The organism is Mesorhizobium sp. M0293 (assembly GCF_040321735.1).
GTDB lineage: Bacteria > Pseudomonadota > Alphaproteobacteria > Rhizobiales > Rhizobiaceae > Mesorhizobium.
In genome coordinates this window covers 1-20,247 of record NZ_JAMYSA010000106.1, presented here as the reverse complement: position 1 = coordinate 20,247, position 20,247 = coordinate 1, and the positions used below count along the sequence as shown (strand labels likewise).

Sequence of the window (20,247 nt, the reverse complement as noted above, 5' to 3'; positions counted from 1 at the left end):
ACCCCCGCCCCCCCCGCGCCCCGCCCCCCCCCCCCCCCCAACAACCGCCCCACACAAGCCCCCCCCCCCCCCCCCCCCCCCCCCCGCCGCCCCCGGCCGGGCCCCCCCCCCGACAAAACCAACCTCCGGACGCAACCACAGGCGCGATCGGCGAGACAAGAAACGGACCGTCCATGTTGCGATTTCTGCTCACGCGCATAGCGTCGGCACTACCGGTCCTCGCTATTCTGAGCCTGGTCACCTTCGCCATCATCCAGGCGCCGCCGGGCGACTATGCCGACTACATCCGCTCGCAGGCGATCAACCAGGGCGGCGCCTCCTTCGCCGAGGCCGACGCGCAGGCCCAGGCCTATCGCATCGACCATGGCCTCGATAAGCCGCTGCCCGTGCAGTATCTCAACTGGATCGGCGGCATCGTCACCCGCGGCGATTTCGGCTACAGCCTCTATTACAACAAGCCGGTCGCCGATGTGGTCGGCGAGCGTCTGCCGCGCACGCTCATTCTGGCACTGGTCTGCCATCTGCTCGCCTCGGTGCTCGGCATCACATTCGGCATATGGGCGGCGACCCGGCAATATACCTGGATAGACAGCACGCTTTCGGCCATCTCCTTCCTCGGCATGACGGTGCCACGTTTCCTGATGGCGCTGATCATCGTCTATCTCCTGGTCTTCCAGTTCAATGTGTCGGAGATCGGCAGCTTCTTCTCGCCGCAATATGGCGGCGCGCCGTGGTCGTGGGCCAAATTCGTCGACTTGGTCAAGCATGTCTGGCCGGTCGTGGCGATCGCCACATTCGGCGGCCTCGCCTACAATATGCGTGTCATGCGCGGCAATCTGCTCGACACGCTCAACGCGCAATATGTCGAGACGGCCAGGGCCAAGGGGTTGACCGGCGCTGCCGTCGTCATGCGTCACGCCGTGCCCAACGCGCTGCACCCGCTCGTCATGTATCAAGGCGTGGTGCTGCCCTACATGCTGACCGGTGAGATCGAGACGGCGATCATCTTCGCGCTACCGACTGTCGGCCCCGCGATCGTCGGCTCCATGGCCGTCGGCGACGTCTATGTGACCGCCACCTTCATGATGGTGCTGTCGGCGACGCTCATCGTCGGCAACATCATCGCCGACATGCTGCTGGTCCTGCTCGATCCGCGCGTGCGCCAGTTCGGGGAGGGTTAGAAATGTTGGCGCGCGATCCATCACCTTCGCCGCTGCCGGCCGAGAGCCCCATCGTGGCCAAACCGGCGCGCGGCAACGAAAGCTACACCGCGCTTGTCTGGCGCCGGCTGAAGCGCTCCTGGACCGGCATGGCCGGGCTTTGGCTTGTCGTGCTCCTGCTGGTGATGGCTGTGTTCGCCGAGTTCATCGCGCCAATGGACCCGAAGGTCACGGACGTCGGCTTCGCTCCGCCGCAGGTGCCTGTTTTCCATGACAAGGACGGCGCTTTCAACGCGCGGCCGAGGGTCTATGCGCTGGCCGATTCCGCGGATCTCGATCCGGTCACCTTCCAGCCCGTCGTCGGTCCCGACTATGACCATCCAAGGCTGCTTGGCTTCTTCGTGCATGGCGCGCCCTACAAGCTCTTCGGGCTGGTGCCTGCGGACCGGCATCTGTTCGCCTCGCTGGACGGCCAGCCGGTGCATTTCCTCGGCACGGACAAATTCGGCCGCGACGTGCTGTCGCGCGCCATCCATGGCTCGCGCGTCTCGCTGATGATCGCGCTGACGGTCGTCTTCATCATCACCGTCATCGGCACCACCGTCGGCATGGTCTCCGGCTATTTTGGCGGCAGGTTCGATGTCTGGATGCAGCGTTTCGTGGAACTCGTGCTCGCTTTCCCGCAACTGCCGCTTTACCTGGCGCTGACGACATTGATCCCGGTTACTGCTCCCACCAACGTCTTCCTCGCTTTCGTCATCATCGTCATGTCGGCATTGGGCTGGGCGCAGATGTCGCGCGAGGTGCGCGGCAAGACTTTGGCGCTGGCGCGGATCGAGTATGTGCGAGCCGCCATGGCGGTCGGCGCCACCGACCGGCGCATCATCATGCAGCACATCTTCCCCAACGTGATGAGCCATGTGATCGTTGCCGTCACGCTGGCGATCCCGACGGTGGTGCTGCTCGAATCCTTCCTCGGGTTCCTCGGCTTTGCCGTCAAGCCGCCGCTGATCTCGTGGGGTCTGATGCTGCAGGACACCGCGACCTATTCCGTCATCGGCACCTATCCCTGGATCCTGTCGCCGGTCGGTTTCGTGCTCGTCACTGTCTTTGCCTTCAACGCGCTGGGCGACGGCCTGCGCGACGCCGTCGATCCCTATTGAGGTGGCACAGATGACCGTCGCGCTCGCCGAATCCTTCGCACCAACCGTTCGTCACGACCATGATGGACGCCAGGACCAACCCGTCATCGACGCCCGCAACGTCGCCGTGGCCTTCAAGGTCGAGCATGGCGTCGTCGACGCGGTCAAGGACATCTCGTTCCAGCTCTATCGCGGCGAGACGATCGCAATCGTCGGCGAATCCGGTTCCGGCAAGTCGGTGACGGCGCGCACGGTCATGGGACTGCTGTCCCGGCGCGCCGCGGTGTCGCCCGGGTCGAGCGTCTGCTATGACGGGCAAAACATCCTGAAATTCCCCGAGAGCGCCCGGCGCAAGTTGCGCGGCAACCGCATTTCGATGATCTTCCAGGAGCCGATGAGCTCGCTCAACCCGATCTATACGGTCGGCAGCCAGATCGTCGAGGCGATCAGGGTGCATCGCAAGGTTAGCCGCAAGCAGGCGTGGGCGCGAGCACTCGAACTTCTGCAGCACGTGCAGATTCCCGATCCCGCCGCGCGGCTCAGGCAATACCCGCATCAGCTCTCGGGCGGACAACGCCAGCGGGTGATGATCGCCATGGCGCTGGCCAACAATCCCGATGTTCTGATCGCCGATGAGCCGACCACGGCGCTCGACGTCACCGTCCAGGCGCAGATCCTGAACCTGATCCGCAGCCTGCAGAAAGAACTGCGCATGGCGGTGATCCTGATCACCCACGACCTGACCGTGGTGCGCCAGTTCTCCGACTACGTCTATGTCATGCAGCATGGCGAAATGTGCGAGCACAACGTGACCGAACGGCTCTTCGCCGATCCGCGGCATCCCTATACGCGGCGGCTGCTGGCTTCCGAGCCGCGCGGGCAGCCGAAACCGCTGCCGGAGGGCTGCGGCACCATTCTTGAGGCGAGCGGCGTGCGCGTCTCATTCGTGCTGCGCCACGGCACCTTCCTGAAACCGGACTGGCGAGAACTGGTCGCCGTCGACGATCTCAGCCTCAGCCTGTGTCGCCACGAGACGCTGGGGCTGGTCGGCGAGTCCGGCTCCGGCAAGACCACCTTCGGCCAGACCCTGTTGAGGTTGATCGACGCCAAGCGTGGCGAGATTCGTTTCGACGGCCAGCCGATCCACGGCCTGTCGCGGGCCGAGATGCGGCCGCTGCGCTCGCGCATGCAGATCGTCTTCCAGGATCCGTTCTCCTCGCTCAACCCGCGCATGACGATCGGCCAGATCATCGAGGAAGGGCTCATCGTCAACAGCATAGGGGCGACCCGGCGCGAGCGGGTCGAACGGGTGCGCGAGGCGCTGGTCAGCGCCGGCATGCCCGGCGATATACTGTCGCGGTTTCCGCACGAATTCTCCGGCGGCCAGCGCCAACGCATCGCGATCGCCCGTGCTATAGCGCTCGAACCCGAATTCATCCTGCTCGACGAGCCGACCTCGGCGCTGGACCTCTCCGTCCAGGCGCAGATCATCGACCTGCTGCGCAAGCTGCAGGACGAGCGCGGCCTCAGCTACCTCTTCATCTCGCACGACCTCAAGGTGGTGCGCGCACTGTGCCACCGCGTCATCGTCATGCAGAACGGCAAGATCGTCGAGCAAGGCCCCGTCGACGACGTCCTGTCCAATCCCAAGACCGCCTACACCGAACGGCTCGTCAGGGCCGCTTTCGACGTGGCCTGAACATATGCCGGAGGTTAGCATGGCAAGAAATCCCAAGATCACTTTCATCGGTGCCGGCTCGACGGTGTTTATGAAGAACATTGTCGGCGACGTGCTGCAGCGCCCGTCGCTTTCCGGCGCGACGATCGCGTTGATGGACGTCAATCCGCAACGGCTGGAGGAGAGCGCCATCGTCGTCAACAAGCTGATCGCGACGCTCGGCGTCAAGGCGAAGACCGAGACCCATTCCGACCAGCGCAAGGCGCTTGCCGGTGCCGATTTCGTCGTCGTCGCCTTCCAGATCGGCGGCTACGAGCCCTGCACGGTCACCGATTTCGAAGTGCCGAAGAAATACGGCCTGCGCCAGACGATCGCCGACACGCTCGGCGTCGGTGGCATCATGCGTGGCCTCAGGACCGTGCCGCATCTGTGGAAGGTCTGCGAGGACATGCTCGCCGTCTGCCCGCGGGCGATCATGCTGCAATACGTCAACCCGATGGCGATCAACACCTGGGCGATAGCGGAGAAATACCCTGACATCAGGCAGGTCGGCCTCTGCCATTCGGTACAGGGTACGGCAATGGAGCTGGCGCATGATCTCGACCTTCCGTACGAAGAGATCCGCTATCGCTCGGCCGGCATCAACCACATGGCGTTCTATCTCAGCTTCAAGCATCGCCAGCCGGACGGTTCCTACCGCAACCTCTATCCCGATCTCGTGCGCGCCTATCGCGAAGGCCGCGCGCCGAAGCCCGGCTGGAACCCGCGCTGCCCCAACAAGGTGCGCTATGAGATGTTGACTAGGCTCGGCTATTTCGTCACCGAAAGCTCGGAACACTTCGCCGAATACACGCCCTATTTCATCAAGGAAGGCCGCCCGGACCTGATCGAGAAGTACGGCATCCCGTTGGATGAGTATCCCAAGCGCTGCATCGAGCAGATCGAGCGCTGGAAGGGGCAGGCGGAAGCCTACCGCTCGGCCGACCGCATCGAGGTCGAGCAGTCGAAGGAATATGCCTCCTCGATCATGAATTCGGTCTGGACCGGCGAACCTTCGGTGATCTACGGCAATGTCCGCAACAATGGCTGCATCACCTCGCTGCCCAGGGACTGTGCCGCCGAAGTGCCGTGCCTGGTCGATGCCTCCGGCATCCAGCCGACCTATATCGGCGAGCTGCCGCCGCAATTGACCGCGCTGATCCGCACCAACATCAACGTGCAGGAACTGACGGTGCGGGCGCTGATGACGGAGAACCGCGAGCACATCTACCATGCGGCGATGATGGATCCGCATACTGCGGCCGAACTCGATCTCGATCAGATCTGGTCACTGGTCGACGATCTCCTCGCCGCCCACGGCGACTGGCTGCCAGCCTGGGCGCGCGTGAGGCGCAAGACCGAAGCCGCCTGACGACCTATTTCGGAGCGTCGGGGTCCGTCTCTTCCTCGTCGTCGCGGGCCTTGATGACATAGGCGCCCTTCAGCCAGCGGTTGAGGTCGATGTCCTTGCAGCGCGTCGAGCAGAACGGAAAAGTATCGCGCGCCGAGGGCTTGCCGCATTCGGGGCAGGGGCGCTTTGGGCGCAAGGGCGTGACTTTGGGGTCGGAACTCATAGCCGTGCGCCTGACAGCCAGCCGCCATGCACCTTGAAGCCTTCGCCGCTCAACAGCGCCACCGTCTCATAGAGCGGCAGCCCGACGACGTTGGTGTAGGAACCGACCAGCTTGACGACAAACGCCCCGGCGAGACCCTGGACGGCGTAGCCGCCGGCCTTGCCGCGCCATTCGCCCGACGCGACATAGGCGTCGATCTCTTCGCGCGGCAGCCGCTTGAAGCGCACCCGCGTCTCGACCAGCCGCTGACGCAGCTTGCCCCCTGGGGTGATCAGGCAGATGCCGGAATAGACCCGGTGCGAACGGCCCGACAACAGCCCGAGGCAGTTGGCGGCGTCGTCGAGGGTCTCGGCCTTGGGCAGGATGCGCCGCCCGACGGCGACGACCGTGTCCGCGGCCAGCACGAAGCCCGGCGAGTAGTCGGCTTCGGTTTTCAGCGACGCGAACGCCTTCTCGGCCTTCTCCTTCGACAGCCGCTTGGCCAGCGAGCGCGGATGCTCGGCACGCAGCGGCGTTTCGTCGACATCGGCCGGCAGCACGCGGTCCGGCTCGATGCCGGCCTGCTGCAAGAGCTCGATCCGGCGCGGCGAACCCGAGGCAAGCACCAGCTTCTGCAAAATGCTCATCGCGGACCAGTCGGGCTTTGCTTACTTGAAACGATAGGTGATGCGGCCCTTGGTCAGGTCGTACGGCGTCATCTCGACCAGAACCTTGTCGCCGGTCAGCACGCGGATGCGGTTCTTGCGCATGCGGCCGGCCGTATGGGCAATGATCTCATGTTCGTTTTCGAGTTTTACCCGGAACATCGCGTTGGGCAACAATTCCGTCACGACACCCGGAAACTCGAGGACTTCTTCCTTCGGCATTCGATACCTTTGCTTGGATGGCAGTTCCGGCGCTTAGAGCATGATGCCGAAAAGTGTGAAGCGGTTTTCGGACGACATCATGCTCTACTTCTTGGTTTAGAGGCGGATTCAGATTTCAGGTCGAACAGACCTGAAATCACCCGACTCTAGCCGGAATTTCGGCGGAACCTATATGATAATCGCTCGCTTGTGAACACGCTTAATCCGTGGCCTGCGGAGGCGCGAAACGGCGACCTATCCGAGACTTCAGCCGCTCGCGTACGTCCCTGTAGGCCGCCATGATCTGCTCTCGCGTGCCGCCGGCATCGGTGGGATCCGGCATCGGCCAGTATTCGACTTCGACGGCGAGCGAGCGGGTGAGTTCAAGCGCCGCGTGGTGCGCTTCCGGAGCCAGCGTGACGATGAGGTCGAAATAGTCGTCCTCGAGATCGTCCATCGTCCTTGGGTGACGCTCACCCAGCGTGAGACCCTCCTCGGCCAGCACCGCATCGACGAACGGATCGCGCTCGCCGGCGCGAACGCCGGCCGAGGCGACGAAGATGGTGGCGGGCAGCATCCGCCGCGCCAGCTGCTCGGCCATCGGCGAGCGCACGGCGTTCATGCCGCACAGGAACAGGATCGATCGGGGCAGGGTAGCCAGGGCTAGCCCCGCCAGTGCAGCACGCAGACCAGCGTGAACAGCCGGCGCGCCGTGTCGAAATCGATGTCGATCTTGCCGGAAAGCCGGTCCATCAGCGTCTGCGAGCCTTCATTGTGCAGGCCGCGGCGGCCCATGTCGATCGCCTCGATGTGGCTTGGCGTCGAGGATCGGATGGCGTCATAATAGCTTTCGCAGATCATGTAATAGTCCTTGACGATGCGCCTGAGCGGCGTCAGCGACAGGATATGGGTGACGACGGCATCACCATCCTCGCGCGCCACGGCAAATACCAGGCGCTGCTCGGCCAGCGACAGTTTCAGCCGATAGGGGCCGGCGCCGCTGTCATTGACGGGTTGAAAACTGTTTTCCTCGATCAGGTCGAAGATCGCCACCGCGCGTTCATGCTCGACATCGGGTGTCGAACGGCCGATCGATTCATCGAGTTCGACATCGATCAGCCTGGCGCGGGTTTGATCGGAGCCAGACATCGCGGCCTACATGTTCAGCCGTATGGCGACGGAGCGGCCATGCGCGTCAAGGCCTTCCGCCTTGGCCAGCGCAATCGCCGCCGGCGCCAAAATCCGTAACTGCTCCGGCCCAAGCTTGAGGATCGACGTGCGCTTGACGAAATCGAGCACGGACAGGCCGGACGAGAAACGTGCCGAACGGGCCGTAGGCAGCACATGGTTGGAACCACCGACATAGTCGCCGATGGCTTCCGGCGTGTGGCGGCCGAGAAAGACGGCACCCGCATTGCGCATCCGCGACAGGAAACCCTCGGCATCGTCGATTGCCAATTCGACATGTTCGGCGGCGATGCGGTCGACCAGCGGCAGCGCGGCGTCGATCGTGGCGACCTCGATCACCGCGCCGAAATCGCGCCAGCTCGCGGACGCCGTCTCGGCTCTCGGCAAGCTCTGCAATTGGCGCTCGACCGCCTGTTCGACGGCGATGCCGAAAGCTGGATCGTCGGTGACCAGGATCGACTGCGCCGATGTGTCGTGCTCGGCCTGGGCCAGCAGATCGGCGGCTATCCAGTCCGGATCGTTGCTACCGTCGGCCACGACAAGCACTTCCGACGGGCCGGCGATCATGTCGATGCCGACGGTGCCGAAGACCTGGCGCTTGGCCGCCGCGACATAGGCATTGCCCGGACCGACGATCTTGGCGACCGGCCGGATCGTTTCGGTGCCGTAGGCAAGCGCCGCGATCGCCTGCGCGCCGCCGACGCGGTAGATTTCCGACACGCCTGATATATCGGCCGCCACCAGCACCAGCGGATTGATGATGCCGCCGGGCGCCGGCACGACCATGACGATGCGCTCGACACCGGCCACCCTGGCCGGTACGGCGTTCATCAGCACCGAGCTTGGGTAGCTCGCCGTGCCGCCCGGCACATAAAGCCCGACCGCCTCGACCGCCGTCCAGCGCCAGCCGAGCTCGACGCCGGCGGCATCCGTATAGCGATCGTCCTTCGGCCGCTGCCGCTCATGATGGGAGCGGATGCGGTCGCGCGCGAATTCCAGCGCCTCGATCGTCTTTGGATCGGCGGCCTTGTAAGCCTTGGCGATGTCGTCCTTCGAGACGGCGATGCCTAATCCAGCCAGATCGGCGCGATCGAATTTCTGTGAATAGTGGATCAGCGCCGCGTCGCCTTCGGCGCGCACGCGCGCGATGATGTCGCGCACCGCGGCGTCGACATCCGCAGACACTTCCCGCTTGGTCAGGAGGAAGGCGGCGAAACGCTGCTCGAAATCGGCGTCGGACTGACGAAGCGTGATGGCCATCGGATGTTCAGGCCTTGTGTATGGGGCGCGAGGTGGCTTCCCACGCGCCGCCGACGTCGGCAAGGCGGGCCTCGATGCACTCGACATCGAGCATGATCGTGCCGCCGCCCGCAAAGATCAGCTCGACGATACCGGCAGGCTTGCTGATCTCGATGAAGCTGATCGCCAGCAGGGACAGGACCTCAGCCGGCTTGTCGCGGGCAATGCCGCTGGTCTTGGCGCCGAGCACGCGGTCGAAATGCAGCACGGCCTGCCGCCGCTCGTTGTGCTGGCGAAACAGGCCGGATTTGGCCTCCCAGACGAAACGGTTCATGGTCAGCAGGAAACGCTTGGCCGCAGGCAGGAATTCGAGGTCGCTGACCTTCATCACGGCATCCTGGACATGGGCCGAAACGATGCTCAGATCCTGGTCGTCGAGCGCGATAAGCTTAAGGGCAGTCATGCGGATTTCGCACCTGAAGGTTGATAACTGAACCTTCTGTTAGGCGGTCTTTCCCGTCCGCGCAACCGCACCGCAAGGCCTTGCGATTGGCCTATGCGGAAATCCGCTCGATCACCGCGCCGCAGTTGGACAGCTTTTCCTCCAGCCGCTCGAAGCCGCGGTCGAGATGGTAGACACGGTTGACCGTCGTCTCGCCTTCGGCTGCCAGGCCGGCAATGACCAGCGACACCGAGGCGCGAAGATCGGTCGCCATGACAGGGGCGCCCTTCAGCTTCGGCACGCCATCGACGATCGCCGTTTGGCCCGAAAGCGTGATGTGGGCGCCGAGCCGGGCCAGTTCCTGCACATGCATGAAGCGGTTTTCGAAGATCGTCTCGGTGATGCGCGACTTGCCCTTGGCCATGGTCATCAGGCCCATGAACTGCGCCTGCAAATCGGTCGGGAAGGCCGGGAACGGTGCCGTCGTCACATCGACCGGCGAAATGCCGGCGCCGTTGCGCCTGACGCGAATGCCGGAATTGGTCGGCGTGATCTCGGTGCCGGTTTGGGCGATCACGTCGAGCGCGGTCTGCAGCAGCTCCGGCCGCGCGCCTTCGAGCACGACGTCGCCGCCGGTCATGGCGACGGCCATGGCGTAGGTGCCGGTCTCGATGCGGTCGGGAATGACGCGCACGCGCGCGCCCGACAGCGATTCGACGCCGTCGATGGTGATGGTTGGCGTTCCGGCGCCGGAAATTTTCGCGCCCATGGCGTTGAGGCACTCGGCGAGGTTGACGATCTCAGGCTCGCAGGCGGCGTTTTCCAGCACCGTTTCACCCTTGGCCAGGGCCGCCGCCATCATCAGCACATGGGTGGCGCCGACCGAGACCTTCGGGAACACGTAGCGGTTGCCGACTAGCCGGCCGTTCCTGGTCTTGGCAATGACGTAACCGGTGTCGACGTCGATATCGGCGCCCAGCGCCTGCAGGCCTTCGAGGAACAGATCGACCGGGCGCGTGCCGATGGCGCAACCGCCGGGCAGCGACACCTTGGCCTCGCCCATGCGGGCCAGCAGCGGGCCGATCACCCAGAACGACGCCCGCATCTTCGACACCAGCTCATAGGGCGCCGTCGTGTCGACGATGTTGCGGGCGGAGAAATTGATGGTACGCGAATAGCCCTCATTCTGCTTCTCGCGGCGGCCATTGACCGAATAGTCGACGCCGTGATTGCCGAGGATACGGATCAGCTGCTCGACATCGGCCAGATGCGGCACGTTTTCCAGCGTCAGCGTGTCGTCGGTCAAAAGCGAGGCGATCATCAGGGGCAGCGCCGCGTTTTTCGCGCCCGAGATCGGAATGCTTCCGGAGAGCTTGTTGCCCCCGACAATTCTGATGCGATCCATGGAAGAACGTCCCTCTCGGCCAAAAAGGCCGGTTCAATCGTTTGAGTAGCGGCCCGTCTAGACCATTGGCCGGCTTGGTTCAAGAAATAGGATTTCGCCCACCCCGGGCCAAGAATGGCCGATTTGAGTTAATCTTTTTGTATTTCCCTTGCCGCGCCGAGCCCATCCGGCCGCTGATCTGCATCACCGGTGCGGCGCGAGCGCGACTGCGCCTTGCGCTTCTGCAGATTCGCCCGCAATTGCTCGGCGAGCCGGTCCTTGCGGTTGGTACCGCCCTTTTTTGCTGGACCAGCCCTTTTCAGTGGAATTGTCTTGTCGTCCATCATCCCGTCCCGGCCGGCGACCAGCCAGCTTGCCAATCAGGGATAGCCAACATTGTGGCGCCGCCGTGTCATTGAAAGCTATCCGGCAAAGCCTTTCACAGAAGCGTTGCACTTGGCCTTGCGCTTGCCGGTTCGATATGGCAGAAGCCCCGCCATCAGCGGCTGCGGTAGCTCAGTGGTAGAGCACTCCCTTGGTAAGGGAGAGGTCGAGAGTTCAATCCTCTCTCGCAGCACCATTCCAAGCCGTTGTTTGGCAACAACTATCTGACTTTATTGGTCTTTTTGCCGCCTGTCTGGTACACAGGGGTGGTACACATAAGCTTGAGAATGCCTGGACCTTGGCCACATCCGAAGATCGGCGTCTATTATCTTTGGCAACGCGCGCCCTCCGATTTGAGGGATAGGCGTTCGGGCTGGTGTCGGGCGTGTAGATTAGGCCCGACTTTCTTTTGCCGGCGGCCAGCAAGCACTGGTCCTTCTACTCCCCGACAATGGACGTCGGTGAGCGTACCGAGGTTATCGGATCGGCATGACGAAGGACGATCCTCCACGCGCCTTCCTCCCGGCGGAATATGGTGGTGACTCGAAGCGCAATCGGCACCAGCTTGTCGCCCCCACCGACCTTGGATTGGAACCGCTCGACCTCGATGATGTATCCCAAGTCGGCCGTCGCATACTCCGAGATGCGCTCAAAGCCGATGGCCTTGCCGTGCCGGTAATTGGTGGCGGCCCGTTCCATGGTCTCAGCGGCCTTTCTCCATCCCTTCGCCGGCGGGCCAAAGGGATTGGCAATAATGACGTCGTCCTGTCGCGAGTAGAGGCCTTTCAAGGGCTCAGGATCGCCCTTTACGAAGGCATCCAGAGCCAGATGATCCTGCTCGATAACTTTCGTTAGGTCGGAGGCTAACATCTTAACATTCCCACAGTCTTGCCATGCTTCCCATTTCAAAACTTCAGAAGCGGCAACTTTGTTCCGTTAGCCTGCGCTAAAGTGCCTGCCACCTCCCGGCAGTGGGCAGTGTCGTCGTGGGAACATGCACTGAATGGAGAACAGTGCGACAGCCGAACTGCCCCAACAGGTCAGGAATGTTTGGGACAAAAGTCTGAGCGACCCATCAGACGGGGCGAGTTCTGCGACGGGATCACGCCTGCTGAATCACCAATTCGCTGGTCATGGGAATTCCTCTGAGTGCCCAAGCACCATATTGTGCGAGATCGCGCGCTCATGAATTTTCTCCAGATCGGCACGCGGCGCCGAAGAACACACGGTCGCGTTGAGGTGCAGGGGCACATAAGCAATGCCGGCGTCCGTGCCGCGGAACAGGCAGATGCCATGGTCGTGCCAACCCAATCCATTGCCCGAACGGAATGCTTGTCTGACCTTCTCCTCGTCCAGCCATCTGCGCTGACGGAAGGATTGCGCTGGGAAGCCAGTGATAGCAACAGCGCGTGACAATGACGAGCGCTTGCCGTATATTGACATAAAGATATCCTTATGTGACACGAACAGGCTTGTCGCCAAAGGGATAAAAAATGTCGCAGAGTTCTGCATCGCTGGACGCATTGTTCGGCCCCGTCGCGGCAAAGCCCGACGGGTCGGAAGTGCTTGCGGCGCTGACGGCAGCGGCGCGTGAGCGCATCCTCATCCTTGACGGGGCCATGGGCACGCAGATCCAGGGCCTGGGTTTCGATGAAGATCATTTCCGTGGTGAGGCCTTCGCCGGCTGCGCCTGCCATCAGCAAGGCAACAACGACCTCCTGATCCTGACGCAGCCCGCGGCGATCGAGGAAATCCACTATCAATACGCCATCGCAGGCGCGGATATTCTGGAAACCAACACCTTCTCCTCGACTTCGATCGCCCAGGCCGATTACGACATGGAGGATGCCGTCTATGCTCTGAATCGCGATGGCGCGCGGCTGGTGCGGCGCGCCGCGTTGAGAGCACAGCAGCAGGATGGCAAGCGCCGTTTCGTCGCTGGCGCGCTGGGGCCGACCAACCGCACCGCCTCGATGTCGCCCGACGTCAACAATGCCGGCTATCGCGCGGTGACCTTCGACGAATTGCGCCTCGCCTATGGCGAGCAGCTGCGCGGGTTGATCGACGGTGGCGCCGACATCATCCTGATCGAGACCATCTTCGACACGCTGAACGCCAAGGCGGCGATTTTCGCAGCAGAAGAGATATTCATCGAGAAGGGCGTGCGTCTGCCGGTGATGATTTCGGGTACCATCACCGATCTCTCCGGCCGCACTCTGTCCGGCCAGACGCCGACGGCCTTCTGGCATTCGGTGCGCCATGCCAGCCCGTTCACCATCGGCCTCAACTGCGCGCTCGGCGCCAATGCCATGCGCGAGCATCTGGCCGAGATATCAGGCGTCGCCAACACTTTTGTCTGCGCCTATCCAAATGCAGGCCTGCCCAATGAATTCGGCCGTTATGACGAGAGCCCGGAATTCATGGCGGCGCAGATCGAGGATTTTGCCCGCGAGGGGCTGGTCAATGTCGTCGGCGGTTGCTGCGGTTCGACGCCAGAGCACATCCGCGCCATCGCAGAGGCGGTGAAGAAATATCCGCCGCGCGCCATTCCCGACATCGAGCGCAAAATGCGCCTGTCCGGGTTGGAACCGTTCACGCTGACGGATGAGATTCCCTTCGTCAATGTCGGCGAGCGCACCAATGTCACCGGCTCAGCCAGGTTCCGCAAGCTGATCACGGCGGGTGACTATGTCGGCGCGCTCGACGTGGCGCGCGACCAGGTCGCCAATGGTGCGCAGATCATCGACATCAACATGGACGAGGGGCTGATCGATTCGAAGAAGGCGATGGTGGAGTATCTCAACCTGATCGCCGCCGAGCCCGATATCGCCCGCGTTCCTGTCATGGTCGACAGTTCGAAATGGGAAATCATCGAAGCCGGTCTGAAATGCGTGCAAGGCAAGCCGCTGGTCAACTCCATCTCGATGAAGGAAGGCGAGGCGGCATTCCTGCATCATGCAAGGCTGGTGCGCGCCTATGGGGCTGCGGTGGTCGTCATGGCCTTCGACGAAGACGGCCAGGCCGACACCAAAGCGCGCAAGGTCGAAATCTGCACCCGCGCCTACAAGCTCTTGACCGAGCAGGCGGGCTTCCCGCCCGAGGATATCGTCTTCGACCCCAATGTCTTCGCCATCGCCACCGGCATCGAGGAGCACGATAATTACGGCGTCGACTTCATCGAGGCGACGGGCAAGATCACCGGGACGCTGCCGCATGTCCATATTTCCGGCGGCGTGTCGAACCTGTCGTTCTCGTTCCGTGGCAACGAGCCGGTGCGCGAGGCCATGCATGCCGTGTTCCTCTACCATGCCATCCAGCGCGGCATGGACATGGGCATCGTCAATGCCGGCCAGCTCGCCGTCTACGACACGATCGAGCCGGCGCTGCGCGAGGCCTGCGAGGATGTCGTGCTCAACCGCGTGCCCAAGGCCGGCGGCACCGCCACCGAACGCATGCTGGAGATCGCCGAACGCTTCAAGGGCACGGCGGGCCAAGAAGCCAGGGAGCGCGATCTCGCCTGGCGCGAGCTGCCGGTCGAACAGCGGATCAGCCATGCGCTGGTCAACGGCATCACCGAATTCATCGACGCCGACACCGAGGAAGCAAGGCTTGCAGCAGAACGCCCGCTGCATGTCATCGAAGGTCCGCTGATGGCCGGCATGAACGTCGTCGGCGACCTGTTCGGCGCGGGAAAGATGTTCCTGCCGCAAGTGGTGAAGTCGGCGCGGGTAATGAAACAAGCCGTCGCAGGATTATTGCCGCACATGGAGGCCGAGAAGCTGGCCAACGCCGCCAATGGCATCGACAATGGCGAACGCCAGACGGCGGGCAAGATCCTGATGGCGACGGTGAAGGGCGATGTCCACGACATCGGCAAGAACATCGTCGGCGTGGTGCTCGCCTGCAACAATTACGAGATCATCGATCTCGGCGTCATGGTGCCGGCGGCAAAGATCCTGCAGACGGCGCGCGAGAGACAAGTCGACATCATCGGCCTGTCCGGCCTGATCACGCCGTCGCTCGACGAGATGGCGCATATGGCCGCCGAGATGGAGCGTGAGGGTTTCGACATTCCGCTGTTGATCGGCGGCGCGACGACCAGCCGCGTGCACACGGCGGTGAAGATCCATCCGCGCTACAGCAAGGGCCAGACAGTCTATGTCACCGACGCCAGCCGGGCGGTCGGCGTTGTCTCGTCCTTGCTGTCGAATGACAGCAAGGCGAAGTATGTCGACACGGTGCGCGCCGAATACAAGAAAGTCGCCGACGCGCACGCCCGCTCCGAAGCCGACAAGCAGCGGCTGCCGCTGGCCAAGGCGAGGGCCAACGCGCACCGGATCGACTGGTCTGAATATGAGCCGCCGAAGCCGTCCCTCACAGGTGTGAAGGTCTTCGAGAATTGGGACCTGGCCGAGCTCGCGCGCTATATCGATTGGACGCCGTTCTTCCAGACCTGGGAGCTGAAGGGTCGCCATCCCAAGATACTGGAGGATGAGGCACAGGGACCCGCCGCGCGCCAGCTGTTCGAGGATGCGCAGGCGATGCTGAAGAAGATCATTGCCGAAAAATGGTTCGCCCCGCGCGGTGTCATCGGCTTCTGGCCGGCCAACACCGTCGGCGACGACATCAGGCTGTTCACGGATGACAAGCGATCACAGGAACTGGCGACGTTCTTCACCTTGCGCCAGCAACTGACCAAGCGCGACGGCAAGGCCAATGTCGCGCTGTCGGATTTCGTAGCACCAGTGGACAGCGGCAAGCCAGATTACATCGGCGGCTTCATCGTCACCGCCGGCATCGAGGAAGTGGCGATCGCCGAGCGCTTCGAGCGCGCCAACGACGATTATTCGTCGATCATGGTCAAGGCGCTGGCCGACCGCTTCGCCGAGGCCTTCGCCGAGCGCATGCATGAGAAGGTGCGCAAGGAGTTTTGGGCCTACGCACCAGATGAGAATCTGGCGCCAGACGAACTGATCGGCGAGCCCTATCGCGGCATACGCCCGGCGCCCGGTTATCCGGCGCAGCCGGACCACACCGAGAAGGCGACCTTGTTCCGGTTGCTCGACGGCGAGGGCAATGCGGGCGTGAGCCTGACCGAAAGCTATGCGATGTGGCCGGGCTCGTCCGTGTCGGGCATCTATCTGTCACATCCCGAAAGCTATTATTTCGGCGTCGCCAAGGTCGAGCGCGACCAGGTCGAGGATTATGCACGCCGCAAGGCGATGCCATTGGCCGAGGTCGAGCGCTGGCTTGGCCCCATCCTCAACTACGTGCCGGCACACTATGCCGAGGCGGCTGAATAGCGACGGCAAGTTCTGGTGTCAGCCAGGCCACACGACAACCACATCGCCATGGCATCGTCGAGACACGATGTGCCAATATCGGCATCTGCGCTGGTGGCTGGCCTCTGATCCAAGACGGCGATAAACCCGAGGCAGCCGTCCTTGCAGTTGGAGCGCCAATGACCCTACTCACACGCCGCAGGCTTTTGAAAACAGCCGCGGTTGCCGGCGCGGGCGGCATCGGGCTCTCGGCCCTGGGTCGGCTTGGCGGCTGGGCCGCTGCCGGGCCTGAGCCGGTGGTTCTGCAGACGGCAAAAATCCAGGCGAAGCTGATGGATGTGGGCCAGACCAGGGATGTGCTGACCTACGGCACCGTCGGAATGCCGCCCGTGCTCAGAATGAAGAAAGGCGAGCCCTTTGCCGCCCGTCTTGTCAACGCGATCGACGATCCGACGACGATCCACTGGCACGGCGTTCGCGTTCCAAACAAGATGGACGGCGTCCCGTTCCTGGTCCAGCCCTACGTCTATACCGGCGACCATTTCGACTACGCCTTCACGCCGCCAGACGCCGGCACCTTCTGGTATCACCCGCACTGCAACACGCTGGAGCAGATGGGCCACGGCCTGACAGGGGTGATCGTGGTCGAGAATCCGAACGATCCGAAATTCGATGCCGAGGTCGTCCTTAATTTGCGCGACTGGCGCCTCGGTGACGACGGCCAGTTCATCGACCAGTTCCGGCCGCGCGATGCCGCAAGAACCGGTACCTACGGCACCGTGCGAACCGCCAACTGGCTCGATCAGCCGCAATATGATGCGCCGGCCGGCGGCCTGGTACGGCTCAGGGTGGCGATCACCGACGTCACGCGCATCTATGCTTTTCGCGTCGACGGCGCCGAGGCGACAGTCATCGCACTGGACGGCAATCCGGTGCCGCAACGTTTTTCCCCCGATGCCTTGCTGCTTGGACCGGGACAGCGCATGGAGCTGGCCATCCGCATGCCCGATGGCGAGGGTGCGATCGTAAGCCTGCGGGACGTCAGGGGCACCAAGCCTAAAATTCTGGCGACCTTGCGCGCGGCCGGAAGCTCGCTCAAGCGTGATATCAGCGATGTTGCACCCCTGGAGGTCAATCCGGTGGCGGAGGTGGATCTCACCAGCGCCAAGCATATTTCCCTGGCGCTGAGCGCAACGGCGGAAAACGTCCCGAGCGACGGCATCTGCGGTTCGCTTGGCTACAGTTTCTGGGCAATCAACAAGATGCCGTGGCCGGGCGATACACCGGATCCGACCGCACCGCTGGCCGAATTGAAGCTCGGCGGAAGCTATGTCATCGACATGGAAAACCTGACGCCGCAATCCCATCCGATGCATCTGCACGGCATGAGCTTCAAGGTGCTGTCGTCCTCGACGCGCCAGGTTCAGCCTTTGATTTCCGACACCTATCTCATCCAGCCCAACGAGAAGGTTCAGCTCGGCTTCGTTGCCGACAATCCCGGCGACTGGCTGCTGCACTGCCACATCATCGAGCACCAGAAATCAGGAATGACGAGCTATATCAGGGTGGTGTGAAGCCGCAGCCGAGGGTTTCGTTGGCAAAAGGGGGCGCTTCCCTGCTATTGCCGCCTCCAACTCAAGAACCATAGGACATTTCCTGCATGACCAATGTCGCCCTGACCGGCCTTGCCCGGGATCTCGCCAGGCGTGCCGCCGAGGGTCGCCCTGTGCGCATCGGCGTCATCGGTTCGGGCGAGATGGGCACCGATCTGGTCACGCAAGGCATGCTGATGCCGGGCATTTCGGTCTGCGCCGTTTCTACACGCCGCCCGCACACCGCGCGCGATGCCATCCGTATCGCCTATGGCGATGAAGCCATGGCGGTCGAAGCCGACACCGCGTCGAAAGTCACCGGCGCCATCGAGAACGGCAAGATCGCCATCACCTCCAACGAGATGCTGGTCACCAATCCGTTGATCGATGTCGTCATCGACGCCACCGGCAAGCCGGGTGTCGCCGCCGATTTCGACCTGATGGCGATGGAGCACGGCAAGCATCTGGTGATGATGAACGTCGAGGCCGACGTCACCATTGGCTGCTATCTCAAGCAGCAGGCCGACCGGCTTGGCGTCGTCTATTCGGTCGGTGCGGGCGACGAGCCGTCGAGCTGCATGGAGCTGATCGAGTTTGCGTCGGCGCTCGGCCTAACCATCGTCTCGGCCGGTAAGGGCAAGAACAACCCCCTCAACCACGATGCCGTGCCGGACGACTACCGCGCGGAAGCGATCCGCCGCAACATGAACCCGCGCATGCTGGTCGAGTTCGTCGACGGCTCGAAAACCATGGTCGAGATGTGTGCCATCGCCAACGCCACCGGGCTCGTGCCCGATGTGCCCGGCATGCACGGCCCGAAGGCCGACCGCGACGACCTCGCCAAGGTGCTTATCCCGCGCGAGGATGGCGGGCTGCTGCTAAAGAAAGGCGTCGTCGACTACACGGTCGGCAAGGGCGTCGCGCCCGGCGTCTTCGTCATCGTCGAGGCGAAGCATCCGCGCATCATCGAGCGCATGGACGATCTGCATATCGGCCACGGCCCCTATTACAGCCTGTTCAGGCCGTATCATCTGACCTCGCTGGAAGTGCCGCTGACCGCCGCCCGCATCGTGCTTTTCGGCAAGCCCGACATGGTGCCGCTGCCAAGGCCAGTGGCCGAAGTGTGCGCCGTCGCCAAGCGCGACCTTGCCGCCGGCGAGACCTTCGATGCGATCGGCGAGACCTGCTACCGTTCCTGGACCATGACCGTCGGCGAAGCCCGTGCCCAGCGCGCCGTGCCGGTCGGCCTGCTCGAGGGCGGCAAGGTGCTGAAACCGGTCAGGAAAGGCGAATTGCTGACCGCCGACAACGCCGCTCCCGACCAGACGACGAGGCTGTTTGCCTTGCGCCGGCTGCAGGACGAAATGCTGTACGGGGCTGAAGGCCGCGCGCCTCTGGCGGAGCGGTTGGCCGACATTGCCGTCGATTTGAGGACCAAGGCGGGCGAGGACGGTCGCGTCGTGAGCAAGAACGAGATCGACGACATGTGGGGCGGCAGCCAGAATGAGGCCTGACCAGGGGCACACGGGGTTGATGGGTTGGACGGCCTATTGGCGGCCCGGATTTCGTCGTTCGTTTGGATTGATCAGCATAAACATTCGGGATTGACCGAAGCCTTCCCCTTCGTCATCCACGGGCGGAGCAAGGAGCGGAGCGACGCAGCGCAGACCCGAGGATCCATGCCGCGACCTTGATCGAGGAATGCAGCGGAGCAGAATTCTGCGCCGTAGCGGCGCTCGGATGTCACGGCATGGATCCTATGGTCTGCACCGCGTCGCTTCGCTCCTTGCTCCGCCATAGGATGACGAAGCGATGGGCGTTTCCGCCAAGGCGTCAACGCAAGGAGCTACCGGCCTACTTCCCGAGTTCGATCGATCGCAGCCGCGCAGCCTCCACCGCCTCTGTGAGAAGGCGCGTCAGCCGGTCCTCGCCCATCAGCACCTCCAGCGCCGCGGCCGTCGTCCCCTTGGGGCTGGTCACCTGCTGGCGTAGCACGCCCGGCTCCTCGCCGCTTTCGGCGGCGAGCGAGGCGGCGCCGTAGACGGTCTGCATGGCGAGCAGCTTGGCGGTCGCTGTCGGCAGGCCGGCCTTCTCGGCGGCCACGGTCAGCGCCTCGATGAAATGGAAGATATAGGCTGGCCCCGACCCGGACACGGCAGTCACCGCATCCATCAGGCCCTCGTCATCGATGGTGGCCCCCTCGCCGCGCCCCGGCCGCCGGGCGGCGCCGCCACGCGTGGGGGCGTGGGCTCACAGCCCGTTGGGATACCCCCCCCTCATCACCCTGCCCATTTAGGG

General features: G+C 63.3%; 18 protein-coding genes, 1 tRNA gene and 1 pseudogene. 8 read left to right on the top strand and 12 right to left on the bottom strand.

Going from position 1 to position 20,247, the window contains the following annotated elements; genetic code table 11:
* Nucleotides 1–173 precede the first annotated feature (173 nt).
* From NKJ06_RS28155 to NKJ06_RS28140, 4 genes are read left to right on the top strand one after another with little or no spacing between them, the layout of a single operon-like run.
* The gene (locus tag NKJ06_RS28155) at nucleotides 174–1,181 is read left to right on the top strand and encodes an ABC transporter permease (RefSeq protein ID WP_352628431.1); all 1,008 of its coding nucleotides are present in this window, start codon (nucleotides 174–176) and stop codon (nucleotides 1,179–1,181) included.
* A 2-nt stretch (nucleotides 1,182–1,183) separates the two neighbouring features.
* A complete protein-coding gene (locus NKJ06_RS28150; RefSeq protein ID WP_352628429.1) occupies nucleotides 1,184–2,323 on the top strand; it encodes an ABC transporter permease in 1,140 nt (379 codons plus the stop codon).
* Between the two features lie 10 nt (nucleotides 2,324–2,333).
* A complete protein-coding gene (locus NKJ06_RS28145) occupies nucleotides 2,334–4,001 on the top strand; it encodes an ABC transporter ATP-binding protein (RefSeq protein ID WP_352628427.1) in 1,668 nt (555 codons plus the stop codon).
* A 19-nt stretch (nucleotides 4,002–4,020) separates the two neighbouring features.
* Nucleotides 4,021–5,391, top strand: coding sequence for an alpha-glucosidase/alpha-galactosidase (locus NKJ06_RS28140; protein ID WP_352628425.1), 1,371 nt, complete (start codon nucleotides 4,021–4,023; stop codon nucleotides 5,389–5,391).
* Nucleotides 5,392–5,395: 4 nt separating this feature from the next.
* Here NKJ06_RS28140 and yacG read toward each other — a convergent pair whose 3' ends face one another.
* The 9 genes from yacG to NKJ06_RS28095 form a co-directional block, all read right to left on the bottom strand.
* Nucleotides 5,396–5,593, bottom strand: a complete 198-nt coding sequence (gene yacG / locus NKJ06_RS28135) for a DNA gyrase inhibitor YacG (RefSeq protein ID WP_352628423.1) — start codon at nucleotides 5,591–5,593, stop codon at nucleotides 5,396–5,398.
* On the bottom strand, nucleotides 5,590–6,219 hold the full coding sequence (locus tag NKJ06_RS28130; protein ID WP_352628421.1) for a Maf-like protein: 630 nt from the start codon (nucleotides 6,217–6,219) through the stop codon (nucleotides 5,590–5,592). The genes yacG and NKJ06_RS28130 overlap by 4 nt, the downstream gene beginning before the upstream one ends.
* 21 nt (nucleotides 6,220–6,240) lie before the next feature.
* Entirely contained in the window at nucleotides 6,241–6,459 is a 219-nt protein-coding gene (infA, locus tag NKJ06_RS28125) for a translation initiation factor IF-1 (protein ID WP_006200926.1), read from the bottom strand.
* 199 nt (nucleotides 6,460–6,658) lie between these two features.
* The gene (locus NKJ06_RS28120; RefSeq protein WP_352628636.1) at nucleotides 6,659–7,114 is read right to left on the bottom strand and encodes an arsenate-mycothiol transferase ArsC; all 456 of its coding nucleotides are present in this window, start codon (nucleotides 7,112–7,114) and stop codon (nucleotides 6,659–6,661) included.
* Nucleotides 7,102–7,587 (bottom strand): UPF0262 family protein, encoded by a 486-nt coding sequence (locus NKJ06_RS28115; protein WP_352628419.1) that lies wholly within the window; start codon nucleotides 7,585–7,587, stop codon nucleotides 7,102–7,104. The genes NKJ06_RS28120 and NKJ06_RS28115 overlap by 13 nt, the downstream gene beginning before the upstream one ends.
* 6 nt (nucleotides 7,588–7,593) lie before the next feature.
* A complete protein-coding gene (gene hisD, locus NKJ06_RS28110; protein ID WP_352628417.1) occupies nucleotides 7,594–8,886 on the bottom strand; it encodes a histidinol dehydrogenase in 1,293 nt (430 codons plus the stop codon).
* Nucleotides 8,887–8,893: 7 nt separating this feature from the next.
* Nucleotides 8,894–9,328 (bottom strand): DUF2948 family protein, encoded by a 435-nt coding sequence (locus NKJ06_RS28105; RefSeq protein WP_352628415.1) that lies wholly within the window; start codon nucleotides 9,326–9,328, stop codon nucleotides 8,894–8,896.
* A 91-nt stretch (nucleotides 9,329–9,419) separates the two neighbouring features.
* Entirely contained in the window at nucleotides 9,420–10,712 is a 1,293-nt protein-coding gene (murA, locus tag NKJ06_RS28100; RefSeq protein ID WP_352628413.1) for a UDP-N-acetylglucosamine 1-carboxyvinyltransferase, read from the bottom strand.
* Nucleotides 10,713–10,840: 128 nt separating this feature from the next.
* Entirely contained in the window at nucleotides 10,841–11,035 is a 195-nt protein-coding gene (locus NKJ06_RS28095) for a hypothetical protein (protein WP_352628411.1), read from the bottom strand.
* A 161-nt stretch (nucleotides 11,036–11,196) separates the two neighbouring features.
* On the opposite strand from NKJ06_RS28095, the gene NKJ06_RS28090 reads away from it, so the two are divergent.
* A tRNA-Thr gene (locus NKJ06_RS28090) sits at nucleotides 11,197–11,271 on the top strand.
* A gap of 242 nt (nucleotides 11,272–11,513) precedes the next feature.
* On the opposite strand, the gene NKJ06_RS28085 is transcribed toward NKJ06_RS28090, so the two are convergent.
* Together NKJ06_RS28085 and NKJ06_RS28080 are read right to left on the bottom strand one after the other, a co-directional pair.
* Nucleotides 11,514–11,945, bottom strand: a complete 432-nt coding sequence (locus tag NKJ06_RS28085; RefSeq protein ID WP_352628409.1) for a YybH family protein — start codon at nucleotides 11,943–11,945, stop codon at nucleotides 11,514–11,516.
* 261 nt (nucleotides 11,946–12,206) lie between these two features.
* Nucleotides 12,207–12,518, bottom strand: a complete 312-nt coding sequence (locus tag NKJ06_RS28080; RefSeq protein ID WP_352811378.1) for a hypothetical protein — start codon at nucleotides 12,516–12,518, stop codon at nucleotides 12,207–12,209.
* Between the two features lie 50 nt (nucleotides 12,519–12,568).
* Here NKJ06_RS28080 and metH point away from each other — a divergent pair, with 50 nt between their 5' ends.
* The 3 genes from metH to NKJ06_RS28065 all read left to right on the top strand — a co-directional run bounded on the left by metH (nucleotide 12,569) and on the right by NKJ06_RS28065 (nucleotide 19,463).
* Nucleotides 12,569–16,378: a methionine synthase gene (metH, locus tag NKJ06_RS28075; RefSeq protein WP_352628406.1), complete on the top strand. Its 3,810-nt coding sequence runs from the start codon at nucleotides 12,569–12,571 to the stop codon at nucleotides 16,376–16,378.
* 158 nt (nucleotides 16,379–16,536) lie between these two features.
* Nucleotides 16,537–17,931, top strand: coding sequence for a multicopper oxidase family protein (locus tag NKJ06_RS28070; RefSeq protein ID WP_352628404.1), 1,395 nt, complete (start codon nucleotides 16,537–16,539; stop codon nucleotides 17,929–17,931).
* A gap of 86 nt (nucleotides 17,932–18,017) precedes the next feature.
* Nucleotides 18,018–19,463, top strand: a complete 1,446-nt coding sequence (locus NKJ06_RS28065; RefSeq protein ID WP_352628402.1) for an NAD(P)H-dependent oxidoreductase — start codon at nucleotides 18,018–18,020, stop codon at nucleotides 19,461–19,463.
* A gap of 340 nt (nucleotides 19,464–19,803) precedes the next feature.
* On the opposite strand, the pseudogene NKJ06_RS28060 reads toward NKJ06_RS28065, so the two are convergent.
* A pseudogene (locus tag NKJ06_RS28060) lies at nucleotides 19,804–20,154 on the bottom strand (pyrroline-5-carboxylate reductase dimerization domain-containing protein); the annotation flags it as partial.
* Between the last annotated feature and the right edge of the window lie 93 nt (nucleotides 20,155–20,247).